This is a genomic window from uncultured Butyricimonas sp. (assembly GCF_959596855.1).
GTDB classification, from domain to species: domain Bacteria; phylum Bacteroidota; class Bacteroidia; order Bacteroidales; family Marinifilaceae; genus Butyricimonas; species Butyricimonas muris.
On record NZ_CAUFYA010000063.1, the window covers coordinates 1 to 20633 of the forward strand.

The window sequence follows — 20633 nt, forward strand, 5'->3', positions numbered from 1 at the left end:
CCCGATGCACTCACGTGTGCTCCTATATACTTTTCCATATCTTCCATTTTAGTTTTACAAAACTACGATTTTAAAAGACAAAAGTTAAATTCCACGACAAAAAGTTCGTCCCTTCAAGAGCACCCTATCTCTTCCCGAGACAAACGAGTGAATGCAAGTATCCTTTTTCTCCGGTATTTAAGTTAAAATAAGCCATATAAGATATACAAAATATAAATATCATTTGTAGTTGGTTTATATCATCTCCTATTCAACTCCCATTCAACTCCTATTCATCCCCTATTCCAAAGGTAGAATAATAGAAAATTAATTGAAATTGAATAAAATTTGATAACTACGAGATACATTATATCAATACAAATAATAACAAGAAGATTATTGAACACGCCAGAAACTTACCTCATCTCCCCACGCACCCCGGGTATAAATTTAAAATTTATTTCTATCTTTGCACCCGCAAAAATAAAATCTAAAATCATCAAGACAAATGGGTTTCAAGGAAGAGATTTTAAAAAGACGAACATTCGGTATTGTCAGCCACCCGGACGCGGGTAAAACTACATTAACGGAAAAACTATTGTTATTCGGGGGTGCTATCCATATAGCGGGTGCCGTAAAATCAAACAAGATTAAGAAAACGGCAACTTCCGACTTCATGGAAATAGAACGCCAGAGAGGAATCTCGGTTGCCACATCCGTTATGGGTTTTGAATACAAAGACGTTAAAATCAATATTCTTGACACTCCCGGCCATCAAGATTTCGCCGAAGATACTTTCCGGGTACTGACGGCTTGCGACAGCGTAATTATCGTGATTGACTCCGCCAAAGGTGTCGAGAGCCAAACCCGCAAACTCATGCAAGTATGCCGGATGCGTAAAACCCCGGTCATCGTGTTTATCAACAAACTCGACCGCCCGGGACAGGACCCGTTCGACCTGTTGGATGAAATAGAAAAAGAACTTCAAATTCAGGTAACCCCTCTGAGCTGGCCTATCGGCAACGGAGACGTCTTCAAGGGTATATACAATATACACAAAGAAAACTTGTGCCTTTACTCCGCCAGCGTGCAGACCATACAAGACGGGATTGAAATTAACGATATAGATTCCGATGAACTGGATAGCCATATCGGTGAAAGATCAGCCTCCAAACTGCGTGAAGATTTGGAACTTGTGCGTGAAGTCTACCCCGCCGCAGACAGGGAAGCCTACCTGCAAGGGCAACTGGCACCCGTGTTTTTCGGTTCTGCCTTGAACAATTTCGGTATCCGCGAAATGCTGGATTGTTTTATCGAAATAGCACCTACACCCCTCCCGCGTGAAACAGAGGAACGTATCGTGTCGCCGGAAGAAGAGAAATTTACCGGTTTCGTCTTCAAAATCCACGCCAACATGGACCCGAACCACCGGGACCGTATCGCCTTCGTGAAAGTATGTTCCGGCACGTTCAAGCGCAACACGAACTACCTCCACGTGGGACTGGGTAAAAACCTTAAATTCTCTACGCCCACGGCATTCATGGCTTCCAAGAAATCCATTATCGACGAGGCTTACCCCGGTGACATCGTCGGGTTGCATGACACGGGAAACTTCAAAATCGGTGATACCCTCACGGAAGGGGAGAAACTACACTTCAAGGGAATACCCAGCTTCTCGCCGGAATTATTCAAGTATATCGAGAACGCCGACCCCATGAAATCGAAACAACTGGCAAAGGGTATCGACCAGCTCATGGATGAAGGTGTCGCCCAGCTTTTCACCAACCAGTTCAACAACCGGAAGATCATCGGAACAGTGGGTGCCCTTCAGTTTGAAGTCATCGAATATCGTTTGCTTCACGAGTATAGTGCGGCTTGTCGCTGGGAACCGATCAACCTCTACAAGGCTTGCTGGATTGAAGCATTGGACGACAAGGAACTGGAAGATTTCAAGCTTCATAAAGCACAGTATCTTGCCAAGGATAAATGGGGACGGGACGTGTTTCTTGCCGAATCGCAATACATGCTCCAAATGGCACAAAGCAATTATAAAAAGTTAATATTCCACTTTACCTCGGAATTTTAAAACAAGAAAAAGATGATTGTTTTGATTTGTGTTATTGCCATTTTTTTAATTCTCGCTATTTTACTGTTATGCGGTAAAGGAGCGTTCCTTATCGCCGGGTATAACACAATGACAAAAGAAGAAAAGGAAAAGTATGATTCCAAAGCACTTTGTAAAAGTACAGGAAAACTCATACTTTCCCTTGTTCTCTGCATGTTATTTATTCTTGCCGCCGATATTTTTAATCTATCGTATCTAAGCCTAACCGGAGGCATTGGTATTCCTCTCTGTATTATTTTTTATCTCATACATACTCGAGGTGGAGAAAAGTTCCGCAAATAAATTTCCAAATTTATTTTTTCATCTCGAATCCCAGAAGCATCCCGTCATACCCTTCCAGTAAAGAAGACAAGGATGAAGACGAATCGGACTTTTTCATCATCGACGACAACACCTTAACAAACTTCATCAACCCGTCGACATTAAAAAGCATCGAAATCTGCTCTCCCGATTTTGCCAGTTGCACTTCAGTCCGCTTCACGGTGAAAGCATTTCCCAACTTGTAACTCAATACAAGTACCTTATTTTTCTCGTCTAAAGAATAAGTTCCCTTCAACGTCTTCTTCCCGATAACATTCGTGAAAGTACTGTCACTATTAAACGTGTACGAGAACTTACCGGGAACGATGCCCGCTTTCGTGTAAACCGTCGTGATTTTCTTTTCCAAGGCGGAAGACATGAGCGTCCCTCCCACCTCTTTCAATTTGTCATCGCTCGTCATCTTACAAGCGGGTTCCACGTAATTCCAATTCCCTTGCAAATCAGAAAACTTAATCACGTTTCCCGTGAGCGTATTCACCACATCCTTTACCGCAGAAGAATTCAAAATATCTTTCCACGACTGAGCATTTCCACTTTTTACCCCAAGTAACACACAACAAGCCAATAGGCTCAAAAATAATCTTCCTTTTTTCATAAACACAAGCAAATATGTATAAATTAGTATATCCAGACTTAAAATTCCACGTCCTTCTCGGATACAAATGTAATAAATTTACTTGTCACACGAAAATACACCAGTATTTGGATTATTCCAAAGTAATAATTAATACAAAAATAAAAGAGAGATTGTTTATTTCGAAAACAATCTCTCTTTCGTGAGCCAATTTGGGGACTCGAACCCCAGACCTACGCATTACGAATGAATAAAATATTTATCACATATAACACTAATACACATTGATTTATACAAATAAAATAATTCAATTCGTAAAACATTCGTGAAACATGTATCTAAATTTCATCCCTTATCGACTCGTATCAAAATCCTGCATTCATATCTTAATACAATATTATGCAATAATATAAATACAAGCAATAGAAAAATCATTAATCAGTTCGCTAGAAAAAACAATAGAAATATTTCCTATTTTATTTGCAAATAATAGAAATATTTCCTATTTTTGAAATGTCAAACAAACATAGAGATGAAGTACACGGAATTTCACAGAAAGATTATCAAGGCGGGTTGGAAATTCAAACACGCAGAAGGTAGTCACTATTTTTATGAGAAAGACGGGAAACTTTCACAACCCGTTCCTTATCACGGGGCGAAAGAAATACCGGAATCGTTAAGAAGAAAAATTGCAAGGGAGATGGGGATTAAATAATCCCCCTTACCTTAAACAATAAAAGCTGGATTATGGAAAAATTAGAAATTATCATCTGCGCAAGCAAAGATCATTTCGGGGCATTTGCCGAAAATTGCGAGGGCATTTATGCTGCAGGGAACACGGTAGAAGAAGCAAGAAAAGACGTAGAAGAGGCGATACGATTGATCAAAAAAAATCTTCCGGAAGAGCAATGGCCGGAAATATTAAAAGGAGAATACGAGATCGTCTATAAATACGACACACAAAGTCTATTAAATTATTACTCCGGCATACTAACAAATGCAGCCCTAGAACGCCTAACGGGGATCAACAAAAAACAATTGTGGAATTACGCTAACGGGATAAGTAAACCTCGTCCAACGCAAGTAAAGAAAATAGAAACGGCATTACACAATTTAGGTCGTGAACTTATTGCTTTATCTTTGTAGTTTTGTTTGACAGCTTATACTATCAGAAAAGCAAAGCCCCGGTAGGTATCTACCGGGGTGTTTTATCCAGAGTCGCCCCTAATTGAATGTTCAAACTAATAAAAAGAAAGTAAACTCTCGCTTTTTCCTAAAGCAAGTTCAAATACACTAATGGTTAACCATAAAATCCCAAGAACCAAAGCCATTCGCAGCATAATCAACAAACCAATGACCATCTGTAGTTTTTATACAAAGATCAGCTTTCCCATCTCCATCAAAATCAGCAGCAAATGGAAGAGATTTACTATCCCCATAACCAGTCCCTATCCAATCCCAAGAACTGAAACCATTTGCAGCATAATCAATTAACCATCGACCATCATCTAAAAATTGACCTATATCCGCTTTCCCATCTCCATCATAATCTACAATAATTGACCGCACCGTACGCCCTCCGCCATAACCACCTCTTATCCAATTCCATGCTCCCAACCCATCTGCAGCATAATCAATAAACCAACGACCATCACTTGTGTTTTGTGCGATATCAGCCTTTCCATCTCCGTCAAAATCAGCAAAAGTTATATACGAGTTGAAATCTCCATAACCACCCCCGCTCCAATTCCAACCAGAGTATCCATCAGCAGAATAGTCAATTAAAATTCTACCATCATTCAAATGAATACAAAGGTCTGCTTTACCATCTCCATCAAAATCTACAGCAAATGGATGAGAATTTTTGTCTCCATAACCATACCCAACCCAATCCCACGTACCAAACCCGTTAGAGGAATAATCAACAAACCAACGACCATCATCATCAAACTCTGAGATATCCGCTTTACCATCACCATCGTAATCAGCAATAACAGGTCTTGTAGACTTCCCTCCATATCCTGCTCTAATCCAATCCCACTTATCTAATCCGTTTTCTATATAATCAATAAACCAACGACCATCAGATGTCTGCCCACTTAAATCAACCCGTCCATCACCATCATAATCAGCTAATATTGGGACAACATCACTCCGTCCAAAAATCTTAACTAAAGGATACCTTTGCGTAATACCAGCAATATCCCCCGGAGATAATGAATATCGTTGTGCATAAAATATCGTTCCATCCAATTTAGTCATGGTCGGTTTATTATTACGACTAAAATCGTATGAACCGTATAGCATAATAGAATTAAAATCAAAACTTCCTAAATCCACCCCATTGGAGTAGATTTCAAAATTATGATCTTTACCAGATTCTATATTTTCCCAATGTATCGTAATATAATTATCACGGTCTCTTCGGGTTTGTTCATGGTAAAGCCCTAACGCATGACCTATTTCATGGATCACAGTCCCCTTGTTGTGTCCACCTTTTGCCAAATTAACACGTTGTTGACCACCTTTCATCCCCATTGGAGAATTATTCAATGTTGCATGTGAAGTGAATGTGATGTAATTTTTCTGACCATTTCTTGGCAAGAAAACGACGTGTGTGCATTCTTGCCAATGATCTATTGCAGCCATAACAATCGATTTTGTGGTATAATTTGGATCAAAATCATAATACACAATATTATCCGTCCATTTCTCACTATTCAATGTTAAACTAGCACTCCTTGATAAAAGATTTGCCTCCCCAACAACAATATCTCCCTCGAAAAACAACAATCCGTCGACTTCCGTTAAGTATAAAGAATCCCCATCTACAAGACACTTCACGACTCGTTCTTGCTGGGACTTATTCTCAATTACAGAGTCCACGTATTCATTCTCGTTGTCTGTACAAGAAAACATCAATACAATTATAGATAAAAACAAAATTATTCTCATAATTAGAAATTATTTATTCAGATGTAATCAATAAGTTTAAAACCACTAGAAATAGAGCGAGAGATTCTCTCGCTCACTAAGATTTTATCAAAATATTCTACAACAAAGCCTTCTCACTCTATACTAGGCAAAAAGAATGTATAATATAAATCCGTTCTTGTCCCTAACACGTCAGTGATATAAAAATCATAATTAACAGTTAAATCACCCACAACATAAGCATAACAAGCAGATGATAATAATCCTCTTTTATTTCCAGCTAAAAAAGGAGTACATTGCATCAAAAAAACATAAAAGTTCCTGTTTCTCACATTTTTAAAAGTAATACTAAGAGTTGGCCCATCTGTTCTATCTCCCACTAAATCCATGCTAGTAATATAGTCCTGATTCGTGTAAGGACTATATATCATATATTGTTGCTTCTTGGGATCAACAGGTACAAGGCAACCTGTAGCCATTATTCCGGGAATTCCATTAGTAGTGACAGTTGTCAATTCTGGTCCTTCATAAATTTTATCTTTATTATCTTCCATATTTTCAATAGTTTTAGAAATACTATAATTTTTCTCTCCCCTTGCCGCTTTAACCTCCTTTCTTTAAACAAGAGTTTTGCCATAAAAATATAAAAGAATACTTGAATAAATTGTTCCTCATTTGTTCCTATTTTTCTTAATATTTTCTTAATAGAAAAATCAATATGTTATATTTTTAACACTTAAAACAATTAAAAAACTAACAACAAGCAATATAACACAAATACACTTGTATCTATGTAGAAAAATATATTATTATATATAAAAATATACACTTATACTATATTCAGGAACTAAAACTTATATAGAATCCCGAAATTTAAGCTATTAGACGAATATTCTATCCTAAAACCGATATTGTGATAGAAGAACCCACTCCCGACGCTAACAGAATTAAAATCTAGGACAGAAGCAGAAACAAACGGCTCGAATATTCTTTTCTTTACAATCGTGTTTTCCTTGTGTATTGGAGTAAAGGAGTAAGACAGTTTTTGCAATTCGTTATACTGCACGGAGAGAACGATAGACAACTTGCCGGATTCGTTATCTAAAAGTAATTTCTTGTATTCTCTTGTTCGATTCCAATCTTCCATAGTCGCCGCTATCGTCGCCACCTGATCAATCACGGGCACATCTCTATATATTGTGTCCGGAACATATACATACTTATACTTTAGTTTTCCTGTCAAATAAACAGTATCCGGAACTATGTTAGTTATCGTGTCCCAGATCGTTTCTCCCTTCTCGTACCGAACTATTTCTTTTTCTTCTGTAGACCAACACCCGAGAAAGAATCCAATCGCTAGACTGGTGATACAGCATATAATTAGATCTTTTTTCATTTCAACATTTCAATGAATTGAGTAAATTTGTAACCTCATAAACCAAGTTATTTGGTTCAAAAACGCCGATCCTCGCACGGGAGAATCCTACCACAACACACCTTCTAAATTTCTCCCGTGCTTTTTATTTAATACAGCCACAAAACTTCTTGATCGTGAGATTCAGAATCGTCTGCATGAATAAAATTCTTATCAATCCCGATTCTTCGAAACCCAGCCTTCAACAAAGCGTTTACCACCAAGAACCGATTTCTCGACGTGTTACACCTTATATCGACCGCCTGACCAAGAGTATGTGCCCCGGTTCCGCTTCGTCCTTTATTTTTGTCCCACCCCGGGGAACGATAAGCCGAGGTTAGTACGAACGGTATCCCCGCTATTTCCCGGGCTGTATCCAGCTTGCTCATCGTTGTTTGTTTCATGTCCTGTAACGAGCACGAGGGAGAACAACGGTTAAACTCCTCTTCTGAAAAATATTTACTTGTTATCACCCGTAACCTCCTTTAGTTTTTCTAACAATTGTTCTGCCGTCTTGGCATCAGCACATTGGATTATCGCCCGGATGGCATCCGGTAATTTCGCCACTTGACTTTTCTTCGCTTTCTCGTTCTCCCACACGCTACGTCCCTCGATTAACACGATAGCGGCCGTCACGAGCATCGAGGCGAAAGGTAACGTGTACCAGTCGATACAGCTCCCGATCAAATCAAATATCAAGGCCATGACTTGTATCCGCCAGTAATCCCCAAGTTTCGAAAAAGTTCTCCGCAAACCGCCGGAATAAATCTTCTCTCCCCGGGCTTTAGCGCTATCAGTACCTGCCCACAAGTCGATACAAACAGCGAGAACCATTATAGCCCACATCGCCAGTATAATGTACACTTGCGATTGAATAACGTTAAAATCACCTGTCACAAAAAATTCTATCATTTCACGCCTCCTTTTGTTCCATTATTTTTCAATATTGCATTATTTATCACTATTTTCGCGTATTGAAAATTCTAAGTATGGAGGGAACAAGTACCGTGATGGAAAAGTTCCCTCTTTTTTATCACTCTTTCTTGATCGTGTTATAGAATTCCATAATTGGCTGTTCCAGTAACGTCAAGAAAACGGGTGACACCGGGCCACCGTTGACAGAAGAAAAAGTTCGATTCACGCAATCGTAAGACCCGCTGAAATTCAAGTAATCGGAACGTTGTGAATTCTCTTCCACGAACTGTCCATTGCAGCTGAAAGTCACGATACCGGGGGCGTTGTTCTCGTACTCTGCCGATAATGTCACGTTTACCCCTTTCAAAATAACCGGGGGTGTGGTTGTTGCTACCGTTTTGTAATTAATTTCCATCTCTATAATTTTTAAATTAAACGTTCGTGTTCTTTATCTTGTAATAAGAATCGATAAGCCCAAATGGAATCGTTCCCTCTTTATCCATCTCGTCGATTATCTCTTTCATTACCATCAACTCTGATTCCTCGAATACCACGTCTATCGTTTCAGGGATATTGTTGAAAATAGTTTCTTTTTCTTCTAGTTTATGCCTCGTTACCTCTTCCGGGGTGAAATTCACTTTTTGGGCGATTGAACGAAACAACATGCCTTTTATCATGTTCACCCGCTCGGGGATAAGACTTTTAATTGCTATCCTGTCTACAAATGTTAGTTCCATGCTCGTGTTTGTTGTATAATGTTTGATATTAATTCATTTCTTGTGATCAAGGATTCCATGTCCCAAGCCAGTTTACAGGCATCTGACAAGCGGCCCACTTGTAGGTATCAACTTTCATCACGAGTACCGAGTCCTGCCCGGATGATTGTACCGCCAGATAATTGTTACCGTTCCGATAAAATCTCTCGTTGTCAGCGCAAAGCACATCATAACCATACGAGGTCTCGCTGCTTATTATAAAACATGTGCCCAATTTCATTCCCGGGTACAGGTTTACCTTCTTTCTATTACCCGAACCTTTCAAGTATATTATATTGCTGTCTGCATCCCGTAATGTTATACTTGGATTGGTACCATTCATGGTATAAGTCGTTACCCCCGATTTCAACGCGGAGCCATTTGCCATGTTGATTATGCTACCCGAATCAACATCCATATCCCCTCGTAACCGTATATCCGAGGCATAGAATAATCCCGCCTGATGCCACATATCACCACCCTCGACCACGAGTATCGAGTTTGTTCCATAATTAGAACCGGCTCCACCTTTCACCCCTAAATACGCGGATTGCTGGTAAATAGAACCCATCGCGTACTTGAAGTAAATATGATTCTTGGCTAATATCAGCCCGCCATCGTATTCATAACCGTTATCAAGCACGAGCGGGTTCTTGGCGTTTAAAATTTCTTTCTCTATCGTGAACGGTCCTATCTTGTTCGTGCTTCCCAGTTGGAACACGGGATTGCCATCAACCCCTTTTAGCCCCCAATCGCTTGCGTTACGGTAAAACATCTCCACGTAATGCGAGGCATCCTTGTAAGCTTTAAATGACCTCTCCGCTGTCGTGGAAACAATTTTCACGCCACCGCCTACACCAAAATCGCTACCGCCGATTATATTGTTTTCCTTGAATGTAAAACCGGGGATTGAAATCATGTTCGCCTTGATGGCGTTGGCTGTCAAAATATTAGTTTTTAACTTGTCTATAAAACCATCAACCGCGATCAAGGCATCCGCCGTGAGCAATGCCGTGTTTATCATTCCTGCCTTTACAAGTGGTCCCTTGGTTACAGCGTTCGCCTTCAACGCCTCGAAGTTGGTGAACCCAAGCTGGGCCGCGAAAGAATCTTTCGTGACAATCTCTATGTCCGCGTACCCGTCCGCCGTTTGGTCGAACGCCGTCATGGAAGCGATATACCATTCCAACGGCACGGGTTCGGAAGGCGCGGGATTACCGGTTATAAACACGTGTCCACCGCTACTAAAAGTTCCAGTTGTCCCGCAGACAGTCTTACGAAGGTACGTCGTGTATTTCCCGGTTCCGGCAGTGGGTGTCAACCACGTGTCGGTGTAGCCTGTTCCCATGCTATTGGAAGTCGCGTTTATTTTGTAACCAACGGGTATCTTGGCGATAATTTTTTGTATAAACACGGCATTTGCCCGGGATTGAATTGATTGTACAACTCCTCCATACCCGGGTTTTTGAGCTGCTTTACACGTGACTTTCAGGCAGTAACCGGATTGTGTCGGGGCATCCGATGGCTTGGCGATCCTTTCTAGTGTCAGCTTGGCAAGAATATCGCCAGATGTATTAGCGTATCTTGACACGCCATTCATTCCTAGTTTAAATTCCGGGTCTTTGTAAAGCATCTTCCCGTTAATGGACTCGCCGGGCTGCCCTGTTGCACCCGTCTTCGCTTTCGTCACGACAAACGTTTTCTCGACATAGAAAGAAGTGGATTCGAGATAAACTTTACAAGTGTATGACGCCGTGTCCGCGTTCATGGCTGTACATGTTATCTCGTCATTACCATTTAATTGAAATGCCCCGCCAACACTTGTCAAACTAACAACATAGAATTGCCCTGCCGTTGCCCCGGAATGAACTGCCGCTAATTTAGAAGTCCCCTTGTAGGCAGTTATCTTCGTTTTCGCCTTCGCCAATTCTCCCGATAGAGGATTCCCGTTAGCATCGCAAGCTACCGTGTGCGCCTCGTTGGTTAGCAACACGGTACAAGCGTCTTTTCCTTGTGCTCCCGTTGCACCATCCGCTAACTTGGCAAGCGTGAAATTATCCGATAGTTTTTCGTCCCCGTTACACATACATCTAAACGTTCTCGTGTAAACCCCGGAAGGGAACAACGTGGTATTACCCGGTGCAACGGAATAAGTAGAGCTTGTCGCCCCGCTTATGTTCGTCCACGTGCTGCCGTTTAAATATTGCCACTGGTACGACGTCGGCGTGAAATTCCTCGGGATAGCTGTCAACACGATGCTTGCCGGGGTTGGAGTACCCGTGTACCCGGCACCGTATTTAAACACTTGCGAGGGTGCCGTGATATCCACCGTTTTGGCTATGGCGTTCTGAATCGCTTTGTCTATGTCTTCCGGGGCTTGTACCCAATCTAAAGGTGGTTTTATATGTCCCTCGTAAAGACAAGCCCATTTTATCGTTGCCGGGTTGGCTGTTGCACCTGAACTAGGGTAGTTATAAAAATCTATTTTTCTCTTGTAACTTTCGTTTATGGTTGGTAGGGTAACATGCGCGAACACGACCTCGTCATTCATGTTTGCCTTTAACAAGACAACCTTACCATTACCACTATTAACCCACATTCCTAATTGTTGCCCTCCTGTCGTTGTCCCTCTTAATACTAACGTGTATTTCTCGCCAGTAACCAGATCAATAGAAGTTGCATAATTAACGACATTATACGAGCCATTCTTAACCTCTTTACCAGAATTCAAAAATAAGTTCCTAATCCCGATTTGGATATCCGCTTCCACATCTTCCGGGGCGGGACTCCAGTCTGTCGCCTTATTACCGATTTCTATCTTTATATGTCGAACATCACCGACTCCCCACAAGTTTATACCCCCTATATTATTTTTATCCCCACTATTATACCGTTTGCTAATTCGTTTCCACGTGCTTGTAGTGTTTTCAAAATTTATTTTGCCAAAAATCGTCGGTGTACCACTCGTTGCCGTTACCTCGAAACCGAACCCGTTGGTATTCCTTATGTCCATGGAAATGATAAAATCCGTGTTCGTCGGTACAACGGGGGTTGGTATGGAAACTGGAATTATCGCCCAAGCTTGAGGGGTGTTACACTTGAATATAATTTCTGTACCGGAACCTTCCTTGCCAGAACCCGCTTTGCAGGACGTGGGGTTCAGTTTGGAAACAGGGAATAAATTCGTGCCGCCCACTTGAATATTGTCAACCTTGTTCGTGGCGTCCTGTTCCGCCAACGCTTTAATCCGGTCTTGAATAGCTTTATTCGCTTCCTCTACTCTCTTTTTGTACGTGCCAAGAGCCGAGTTATAAGCCGTGAATTTTGCGTCCACGTTCGCTTTCTCCGTTGACGTTACTTTCTTGTCCGCTATAGCCGTGTTGATCGCGGATATCAAGTTGGCATGAGCCGTGTTATACGCCGTTTTGGCATTGTTCAAATTATTTGCCGCCGTGGTACCGGATAACAAGTAGGGACTATTGTACAACGGCGTGTAGGCGTTATCTATATCCGCTTTTTCCGCGTTCAAGATGTTAATGTTCGACGCTATCGCCTTCGCCTCCGCCTCGTCAATAATCCCATCCTTGAAAGCCCCGTTAATCGTGGTATTCAAGTTCGTCACGGCATCATTCACGTCCTTAATATCCTTCGCCACGTCACCGGGAGAGGGTGAATAAGAAGAGGGAGGGGTGAAGCCCTCGACAAGCATCACTTCAGTAAATTTTACGGAATTACCAGCACAACTGCCAGCGACTCCAGCATACAACAATAATACATACTTGCCTTCTGTAAAATTGTTTTTTGTTATTAATATCCCTCCATTATTGCTATCAGCTCTTGTAGATAATGGTGATGTAATTTCATTATTATATAATACCGCGGAGTACTTATCAGGAGTACCCACCAAATTCTCCGCCTTAAATGAAACATGATAAACCGTGTTCGGTTTCAACAACGGGACAATCAATGTTTTGTGCACGTAATTACCATTGGCTCCTGCCGTTACCGTGAACTCTTTCCCCCCGTCCACCAGATTAACGTTACTCTGTCCGGTTAGGTCTTCCGTGGCAACGGGGATGTCGGCGGGGATTTTGTTACCCTCGATTAAGCCGATGGAGTAGATAAGGCAATTGATATTATATCCATAACCGGAGGAAATCTTTTGTATCGTTTTGCCTTTCGTGGTTATATAATCCGAGCGTTTTTTGCTCGTTTGTTGATTATTTGCTTCAAAAAACAGTTCATAACTTCCATCTGTGTAGATAACATATAAATACAAGCCATTTTTACGATTCTCTTCTGTTGTTGCTGTTTTCCACTCGATAGAAAAAACGTACTGCGTGTTCGGCTTATAATTACCCTCTCCTAAAAATACATCTTTATAATTAGTTCCTTCCGATATATAATTTCTTAATGGGATAGGATTCACGTTCAAGTATACCCCGTCACTATCCTGTCCCCACACTGCAATATCTTTATTCTTCTCGTTCCAAGCGAGCATCATTTTACGGGATATCAGGTTGACAGAGCCTATTTGAAGGTTGTCCACCTTATCCTCCAACCCCTCGATAACATCAGAGAACTCCCCGTTTTTCGTGAATACACCCACCCGGTTACTCCCGTTCGGGTCTTTACCCACGCTAATAGCCCATTTCCCCGATAGCGTGTAACTATTCACGCCAGCGTACATCGTCATCCCGGCGTCTTCCATCATGGATGAAATAACAAGTATCCAAGAGAGATTCGGGTCTGTACGGTGCCCGAACTGCGCCAGTTCATCCCCCACCTCCGGCACGTCAACACCATCACGGTCTGTCTTCGACAAGTCTATATAATCCTTCCCGATACCCGTTACAAGGTTCCAGTAATATTTTTCCTTGCCATCCCCGTACTTGTTACAACGCATCTGAGCCCCCACCGTGCAAGTATTCTTTTGTCCCTCGGAGGTTTCCATGTAACAACGCCAGTAATCGTCATATTCCTCTACCTTGTTGACCTTCATCCCTGATGGAGAATGCACGTCCCGACCTCCACGCCAGAATACCCGCGCCACGGCAAGTGCCATCACCTCCATGTAATTCCGTACCGTCAATTTCCCGGTAGTGAAATCTTCCGTCCCGACCATGCCTGTACCAGAACCGACAACCCCGGGAATGAAATCCGCCGTTTTGAAACCTTCCCGAAGGATTAGTTTACGGAACTCCGTATCACCCATGGCGTCTATTATCCATCCTTTTACCTTGGTTTCAAAACCCGTGGAAGTTATGCTCTTGAATATTACAGCCGAATTTCTCTTCACCTCTTGATCTAAATAATCATCAAAATCGTGTCCCTCCCACAAATCCGAATCCCCCGCCTTGATCTTCTTGCCAAGGTACAAGATATACCCCTCGACTACTTGCAATTCCTCTTTCGTCCAAACACCCCCTGTTGATAGGATAAATTCCAACAGTTTCAGCAAGGTCGCTTTGCCGGATTTTGGAGCGTTATTGCAATCAACCTCTATAACGCTATCCGGTTGCAATTCGGTAGGTGAAAGGTCTTTTATTCGCATCGGGACTCCCGATCCGCTCTGGTAAACACGTACCTCGTTATCCCCGCTACTACGGTACTCGCTACTGTTTCCTGTCGCTCTAGCCGATTCGGATGTTTCCCCGGACAGTTCGCTATAAGGCATAAACTGCTCTAAAGTACAATCCATCTCGTCTGTCAACAAATTTAGCGAGGCTTCCTTCACATGAAATAGCAAGTTGCTGTATTTATCCCTCGCTAACATGAATGTCCGTAAATACTTTCCTTGAATTGTTCCAGAAAGTTGTTGCCGGGGAAAACCAATCCGGCTACACAAACATTTTAATACAGTGTAAAAAAAAGAATCTGTTTTATTCCCGTTCGTCCATGTCCGCGTAAAACCATTATCATTCCAAAGAATTCCGCTAAATAGTTTTTTGGCATTAGCGACGACTGGTGTATCCCCGAAAGCAATATCAACAGAATCGTAAGAAGTTGAAGCGTTGGAATTCAAGTTCACGTCAACATCTATCCCCGTCGGCAAATCATTCGTGACTATTACTTTATTTATATAAAGCCTGAAATCTGTTATCACGACCGGGTTTTCAATCTGAATTGTCAAATTTCCCGTTTCGGGAAACCCGTTTGATAATATTTTAAATTCAGTGTAATTATCCACCCGGGTCATGTCTGTTTCATCCATTATATGTTGTCCTTGATAATGCGATGACACTACAATACAGTCCTCCACCGTTCTCCAACCCGATTTTGTCAAGTAATAAGTCCTCGTGTTCCCGACAAGTTTTATTTTAATATTAAATTCTCCGTTACCCTCCGGGATACCCATTCCCATCGCATGAGAAATTATAAACGTTAATGATTTATCCGTTTTCTCCACGTTCACGGTCTGCCGTATATAACTCGGTTCTTCCGCGGTTCCCCCGATCGCTGACCGTCCCAGAATACGTACAAACCCTTCTCCATCGTAATAAGCGTGACGAACCCGGGTTGGACGTTGTGTCATGGTATATTCCCAACAATCCAACTCGCTCGAAAAATTATAATTCGAGAGAAAAGATACTTTCTTCCCGTAATCATATGAAAGTTTCGTGCTTTTATAAGCAGGTAATATCTCTTTTTCAAGGTTCCCAATCGGGTAAAAGTCATTCTCGATCGATCCTAGAATCCCGACATCCAAGTATCGTTCGCCCTTTTTTACCCCGGTATTACTATAGATCAGGCTTTTTTTATCCAAATCCGTGTATTTGGCCACGCACCACCTGTTTTCAGATTGCGTTATAAACGAATCTAAACTTATCATGCAAGATTCAAGAACCTCGTAGCAAGTTTTACCCGAGAAAATAGCGACATCAAGTTTCGTTTGCACTTGCATCACGTCATTCTCGCTCATGCTTGATTCTCGCAAAGAAGACACGAATTCAAAATCAAGGAGAATGGACGTTTGATCGCAACAATACTTTATAACGTCAAACAGTGTTCTCTCTCCAGTTAAAGCAAACGGAATATCCTTCAGGATTCCTAACCCGTCGGAAGCGGTCACAGAAACGTCATACGGGACTGAAATATAAGGCTCGCTGTATTGCTCCGGCAAAACATAACCACACCAGAGCAACATGTCACCCCGGTATAATTCCACCAGAAATTTTTTATTATCCACCGTATACAACGATGTCAATTCGCCGTCCACGTCCGCCTGAATCACAAGTTCCAAAGATGTTCCCGAAATTCCCGAATCAGAATCATCCTGTCGAAGTATTGGCGCACTACCGAGAGCCTTGTTCTCCACGCCTCCGGTATAGTCCTTCTCTTTTACTAGAATCCGGTAATCGTGATTATATTTTTCCGAGCTAAACCCTAGTATATATCTTATCCCGTACATGCTCATGTAGTTAAATTTTTACGTCTATTTTCCTTGTTTATCGCTGCAACAAGGGTATTCCCCTGTAATTTAAACTCGCCGGACACGTTCAAATTAACTTCTCTTGAACTTCTTTCCTCGTTCCGATTGGTCCGCACATCTATAGAATTTGAATAACTGGAAGAACTACCCGAAGTTCCTCCACCAGAAGCGACTTTACCGAGAGCAGCTTTAGCAGCGGTACCAAGAGCGACCAAGGCGACTCCCGCCGCAATCGCTCCAACCCCTCCTAAACTTACAAGTGATTCTTTTATTGCCTCGGTCGCCATTCCAACCCCGATCGCTATTTTGCCCACTTGTATTGCCATATCTGCAAAAACTGTCGCTACCAATTTCGCAAAACCGTTCAAGTTTCCAGTTCCTGCCATTAATTGCCCTATACTTTCTCCAAAACCAAACGCAATATCCGCAAAGGCACATCGTATTGAATCTGATAAATCAATAATCTCTTTATCAAAAGCCGAATAATCTGTAATAAACTGTTGTAAAGTTTTTGTTTCTACACGAGCGAGTTCTATTTTATATGTCAACGGAATAATCTTTTGTTTCCCGGATTGCTTCGCTTGTTGTTGATTCTTTTCCAAGTTTTTTATAATCGCACCATCCAACGTCTTCGCTTGATTAATCAGTTCTTTATTTTTAGCAACCATCTCCTTTTTCTGGGTGAGTACCTGTGTTTGCGTTTCGACCATCGCCTTGTAAAGATTATTTTCTTCCTCGTAATCTTTGTTCATATTCTCCGCAAGGGCATTTTGCTCAACCATTATGTTATACTCTTCTTTTGCCAAGGCATTTCTTTTCTGCCCGAGCAAATCAAGTACTGCCATCGCTTTTTGGTTAAACAGATAACGTTGCATCGCTGAATATTTTTCCTTATCCTCTGTTTTCAGCCGTAAATCAGCCAATTTATTTTGCAGATCAGTTTCTTCTTTTATAAATGCTATTCTTTGTTTTTCAAGTACCTGCCGACGTTTTTCGAGTTTCTGAGCCTGTTCATAAGTAACACCGAGTTTTTCCATATATCCTTTGACAGAATTTGAGATACTATTTTGTTGATCTTTATCAAATCCCGTAATAACTTGTGTAACCGAAGAAACTAATGCTTTTGTATCTTCAATAAATCCTTTTTTATCAAACGTTATTGCAGAATAAACAGATTTCCCAAAATATTTAAAAATATCAACCATCCCCATTAATCGATTCAGGAATTGCGATTTTATAAACTCCCACAAATCCTTTATCGCCTGTTTCGGGTTTGAGAAAGCGTCAAATATTTTTCCCCCTAGGGCAGCCACGGTATCCCCTAAAACCTGCAATACTGTTTTCAAGGGTTGAAGGAATTGACGAAGTTTATCCGCCCCAGCTTGCGTCTTCGTGAAATAAGCGACCAAAGAACCCAACGCCACCACAATAGCCCCGATTCCTGTCGAGATTAACGCTACTCTTAATAATTTCAAAGACTGGGCAAATCCTCCCGCCCCCTTGGCAGAACTTTGCATCCCTTTCTCCATCAACAACAAACCACCCTTGAAAGTCCTCATGCTCTCGCCAATTTGTCCCATTGAAGTACCGAACAAGGAAGTAAATTCATCCAATACCCCGGAAGCCTTCCCCTCAAAATTAGAAATAGCTTCTTGTGCCTCCTTGGCTCCTTTCTTCACGCCTTTCGTGTCTGCCGTGAATAGTGCCTTTAAATTCAATCCTTTTGCCATACATTATACAAATCTTTTAAATCTCGTTTCACACGCTCGTTTTCCAAATCGGGTATCTCTATTTCGCTTTCCTCTATCGCCTCCCATGGGAATCGCCATAAATCAAGAGGATTTTTTATCCGGTATTTAGGGTCTATTTGCACGTTTAACAATTCCATTGTCTGTAAACGAACCAAATTAGAGTTTAAGATCATCTTTTCCTCTTTAGCTTTCATGAAGTAGTGAAGTTTTAGAAAGAAATCTCCAAGCCGCATTTCTTCAAACTCCACCACTTTCATGTTCATTTGCCCGAGCGCTATCCCCTTGAAATAAGTCGCCGGAATACACTCTTTTTTTTTACGCTCCCACTTCCCGGGTTACTGTCATCTTCATTCACCCCGCATTGCTCCTTGTATATTTCCATGAACCGGGAAATATCCGAGGGGCGAAGACGTTCAGACAATTGCTCTTTCGTCAAATCAAAACCATTCCCGTCCATTCGCTCCCCTTCTTTTATAGCGGCATGCATGATTGACAGCAAATCTCGGGTTGTCAAACTCCCGGCATCCCCTATCTTTGAAAGATCATCTATGCCTTTCTCGTCACAGAAAGACATCATGGCATTCCAGTTCATCTCGACACGAACCTTTTTACCTCCCACTAACAAGTAATTGTTTTTCATGCCGCGGGTTCTACTGGGGTTAATTTTGAAACACCTTGCAATGTCAACGAGATCGTGGCCTCGTTCTCGGAATCAGACTTCTCGGAAAAAGCCGAAATAATCGCTTTCCCCTTGTAAGATTTGCCACCCTTCACGGAATACACGAAGTCGATCGGTTCCCCGAGCAGGGTCATTTCAACCGCTTCATCACGCCCGATGCGAGAAGCTTGTTCCCCTTCCTCTGTCAACTCTACCACGGCATCAACACCAAAACTATATTCATACCCGGACACCGTCTTGTTCTTGGTTCCCAAATCATCTTTCGTTTGCGACTCCTTCACGTTCGGGGTAATATCAAACGAGTTACTCGTGGTTGCGGCAAATACTTTCTCTCCCACTTTTAAGGTTATATTATAACCAAGTATTTTCTTTCCCATGTTACACTAATTCAATAATTAAACACTCTATTTTATTCACATGTATGTCGCTATCCCCTTCTCCAGATTCTGCCAAATTTGTCACGGTCAAATCATCACCCCTCAAATCCAACAGTTTTTTCACGACCTCACTCGTAATACTTTTACACTTGTCAAAACTCCCGGCAACAATACTAATATCAACATTGTGATCGTATCGATATATTCCCTCTTTCGTTGAACGAGGGGTAGTACCGACAGAAAAAACGGCGTAAGGTAACTCACTCACGTTTGCCTCGATGTTATAAGCATTAACAACACCTTCAAAAAGATTACTTAAAACTTGCTCTATATCTGTCATCGTTTCCATTGTGCCAAGAATTTATTCACTCCTTCAATTAAAAACTTCTCGAATCTGTCATACACCTCATTTTCCTTTCCTTCAACAGCATTTTCAAAAAAGAGCCTAGGGCGCACCCCCTTACCTCGACCACGTCCTTTCACCCCTGTTAAAAATTTATGTCCCGGATATCTTCTTGACATCGTTCCATAATTTTTCCAATAAGCTTTAAACCAAGGTGATACTTCCAACCTGTTATTACCACCCACTTCCCCGAAATACCCGTACTTCAAACCGGGATTAAAACTCTTTAAAGACTTAACGCTTATCTTGACCCCTTTTATAGGGTTCGCTCTTTTCACATCCCGAACCAAGGGCGCAACAGCTTTTCTCAATGCAGATTTAGCGATCTTGTCTATTTCTTTGGGATAGTCATACAATAACTCCAGAACCTCCCTCACACCTTCAACCGAAATTTTATCAATTGCTTTCATTCGTCAACATTTTTATTGCATCCAACTCCATGAATGGCTTCACTCGATCATGTATTACACTTGTTACATTATACTCGGAACCATCCCACCGGATAACACAATTCGTGTTTATTTCTCGTGAAGAGTAAGCGACCACGTGAATTTTTTCAAGAAATACTAAATTCCCTTCAATCACGGATTCTATCGTAGGTTGTACTTGTACATCCGCAAAGACAGAAGAAACTGGCACGTACGTTTTTTGTAATTGCGAAACATTCCCTTTGCGATTTATCGCCTTCAAAAAAGTAATCTTATGTCTGAACGCACCGATATTCACAGTTCCCATCTTCGATAGTGTTTTAACAAGTTAGTAGATGCCTTAGGCAAATTCTCCACGCTATCCGACGGGTTGTCAAACAACTTTCCCGCCATTAACAGGATAGCCGCACGAATATCGTAAGGCAATAGATTGTATCCCGTTTGGATGGTCATTTCCACCGTTTCGCCTTTCATGTCGGGTAATATAATTTTACTTCCCTCCACGTCCACACCCTCGACGATCTTTCCGTCCACGCGAACCTCCGC

21 protein-coding genes are annotated in these 20633 nt (G+C 41.6%); 4 read left to right on the plus strand and 17 right to left on the minus strand.

The genetic code is table 11. The features are described from left to right. Nucleotides 1-487 precede the first annotated feature (487 nt). Complete coding sequence (locus Q5866_RS19015; protein WP_303181878.1) at nucleotides 488-2065, plus strand: peptide chain release factor 3; 1578 nt, start codon at nucleotides 488-490, stop codon at nucleotides 2063-2065. Between the two features lie 12 nt (nucleotides 2066-2077). After that, nucleotides 2078-2386, plus strand: coding sequence for a DUF3784 domain-containing protein (locus tag Q5866_RS19020; protein WP_186975666.1), 309 nt, complete (start codon nucleotides 2078-2080; stop codon nucleotides 2384-2386). 10 nt (nucleotides 2387-2396) lie between these two features. Here Q5866_RS19020 and Q5866_RS19025 read toward each other — a convergent pair whose 3' ends face one another. Next, nucleotides 2397-3020 carry a DUF4923 family protein gene (locus Q5866_RS19025; protein WP_303181880.1) on the minus strand — a complete coding sequence of 208 codons (624 nt, stop codon included), beginning with the start codon at nucleotides 3018-3020 and terminating at the stop codon, nucleotides 2397-2399. A gap of 511 nt (nucleotides 3021-3531) precedes the next feature. Between Q5866_RS19025 and Q5866_RS19030 the strand changes: the two genes are divergently transcribed. Continuing rightward, the gene (locus Q5866_RS19030; RefSeq protein ID WP_303181881.1) at nucleotides 3532-3714 is read left to right on the plus strand and encodes a type II toxin-antitoxin system HicA family toxin; all 183 of its coding nucleotides are present in this window, start codon (nucleotides 3532-3534) and stop codon (nucleotides 3712-3714) included. A 32-nt stretch (nucleotides 3715-3746) separates the two neighbouring features. After that, entirely contained in the window at nucleotides 3747-4145 is a 399-nt protein-coding gene (locus tag Q5866_RS19035) for a hypothetical protein (RefSeq protein WP_303181882.1), read from the plus strand. Between the two features lie 147 nt (nucleotides 4146-4292). On the opposite strand, the gene Q5866_RS19040 is transcribed toward Q5866_RS19035, so the two are convergent. From Q5866_RS19040 to Q5866_RS19115, 16 genes are all read right to left on the minus strand, one after another. Continuing rightward, nucleotides 4293-5954 (minus strand): M12 family metallopeptidase, encoded by a 1662-nt coding sequence (locus tag Q5866_RS19040; protein ID WP_303181883.1) that lies wholly within the window; start codon nucleotides 5952-5954, stop codon nucleotides 4293-4295. 113 nt (nucleotides 5955-6067) lie between these two features. Then, complete coding sequence (locus Q5866_RS19045; protein ID WP_303181884.1) at nucleotides 6068-6487, minus strand: hypothetical protein; 420 nt, start codon at nucleotides 6485-6487, stop codon at nucleotides 6068-6070. Between the two features lie 293 nt (nucleotides 6488-6780). Then, nucleotides 6781-7329: a hypothetical protein gene (locus Q5866_RS19050; protein ID WP_303181885.1), complete on the minus strand. Its 549-nt coding sequence runs from the start codon at nucleotides 7327-7329 to the stop codon at nucleotides 6781-6783. A 128-nt stretch (nucleotides 7330-7457) separates the two neighbouring features. Continuing rightward, nucleotides 7458-7820 (minus strand): D-Ala-D-Ala carboxypeptidase family metallohydrolase, encoded by a 363-nt coding sequence (locus tag Q5866_RS19055; RefSeq protein ID WP_303181886.1) that lies wholly within the window; start codon nucleotides 7818-7820, stop codon nucleotides 7458-7460. Further along, nucleotides 7807-8259 (minus strand): hypothetical protein, encoded by a 453-nt coding sequence (locus Q5866_RS19060; RefSeq protein WP_303181888.1) that lies wholly within the window; start codon nucleotides 8257-8259, stop codon nucleotides 7807-7809. Before Q5866_RS19060 ends, Q5866_RS19055 begins: the two co-directional genes overlap by 14 nt. A gap of 121 nt (nucleotides 8260-8380) precedes the next feature. Beyond that, nucleotides 8381-8677, minus strand: a complete 297-nt coding sequence (locus tag Q5866_RS19065; protein WP_303181890.1) for a hypothetical protein — start codon at nucleotides 8675-8677, stop codon at nucleotides 8381-8383. 16 nt (nucleotides 8678-8693) lie between these two features. After that, nucleotides 8694-8999, minus strand: coding sequence for a hypothetical protein (locus Q5866_RS19070; protein ID WP_303181892.1), 306 nt, complete (start codon nucleotides 8997-8999; stop codon nucleotides 8694-8696). A 46-nt stretch (nucleotides 9000-9045) separates the two neighbouring features. Beyond that, nucleotides 9046-16434: a hypothetical protein gene (locus Q5866_RS19075; RefSeq protein WP_303181893.1), complete on the minus strand. Its 7389-nt coding sequence runs from the start codon at nucleotides 16432-16434 to the stop codon at nucleotides 9046-9048. Next, nucleotides 16431-18179 carry a hypothetical protein gene (locus tag Q5866_RS19080; RefSeq protein ID WP_303181894.1) on the minus strand — a complete coding sequence of 583 codons (1749 nt, stop codon included), beginning with the start codon at nucleotides 18177-18179 and terminating at the stop codon, nucleotides 16431-16433. The genes Q5866_RS19075 and Q5866_RS19080 overlap by 4 nt, the downstream gene beginning before the upstream one ends. Continuing rightward, complete coding sequence (locus tag Q5866_RS19085) at nucleotides 18164-18463, minus strand: hypothetical protein (protein ID WP_303181895.1); 300 nt, start codon at nucleotides 18461-18463, stop codon at nucleotides 18164-18166. Before Q5866_RS19085 ends, Q5866_RS19080 begins: the two co-directional genes overlap by 16 nt. Nucleotides 18464-18474: 11 nt before the next feature. Beyond that, complete coding sequence (locus Q5866_RS19090; RefSeq protein ID WP_303181896.1) at nucleotides 18475-18840, minus strand: hypothetical protein; 366 nt, start codon at nucleotides 18838-18840, stop codon at nucleotides 18475-18477. Next, nucleotides 18837-19256: a hypothetical protein gene (locus tag Q5866_RS19095; protein ID WP_303181898.1), complete on the minus strand. Its 420-nt coding sequence runs from the start codon at nucleotides 19254-19256 to the stop codon at nucleotides 18837-18839. Before Q5866_RS19095 ends, Q5866_RS19090 begins: the two co-directional genes overlap by 4 nt. Nucleotide 19257: 1 nt before the next feature. Further along, nucleotides 19258-19605 carry a hypothetical protein gene (locus tag Q5866_RS19100; RefSeq protein ID WP_303181899.1) on the minus strand — a complete coding sequence of 116 codons (348 nt, stop codon included), beginning with the start codon at nucleotides 19603-19605 and terminating at the stop codon, nucleotides 19258-19260. Then, nucleotides 19593-20069 (minus strand): hypothetical protein, encoded by a 477-nt coding sequence (locus tag Q5866_RS19105; protein WP_303181901.1) that lies wholly within the window; start codon nucleotides 20067-20069, stop codon nucleotides 19593-19595. The genes Q5866_RS19100 and Q5866_RS19105 overlap by 13 nt, the downstream gene beginning before the upstream one ends. Continuing rightward, a complete protein-coding gene (locus Q5866_RS19110) occupies nucleotides 20056-20394 on the minus strand; it encodes a head-tail adaptor protein (RefSeq protein ID WP_303181903.1) in 339 nt (112 codons plus the stop codon). The genes Q5866_RS19105 and Q5866_RS19110 overlap by 14 nt, the downstream gene beginning before the upstream one ends. Further along, nucleotides 20382-20633 (minus strand): hypothetical protein (locus Q5866_RS19115; RefSeq protein ID WP_303181904.1); only part of this gene is annotated, 252 nt, incomplete at its 5' end. The genes Q5866_RS19110 and Q5866_RS19115, both read right to left, overlap by 13 nt.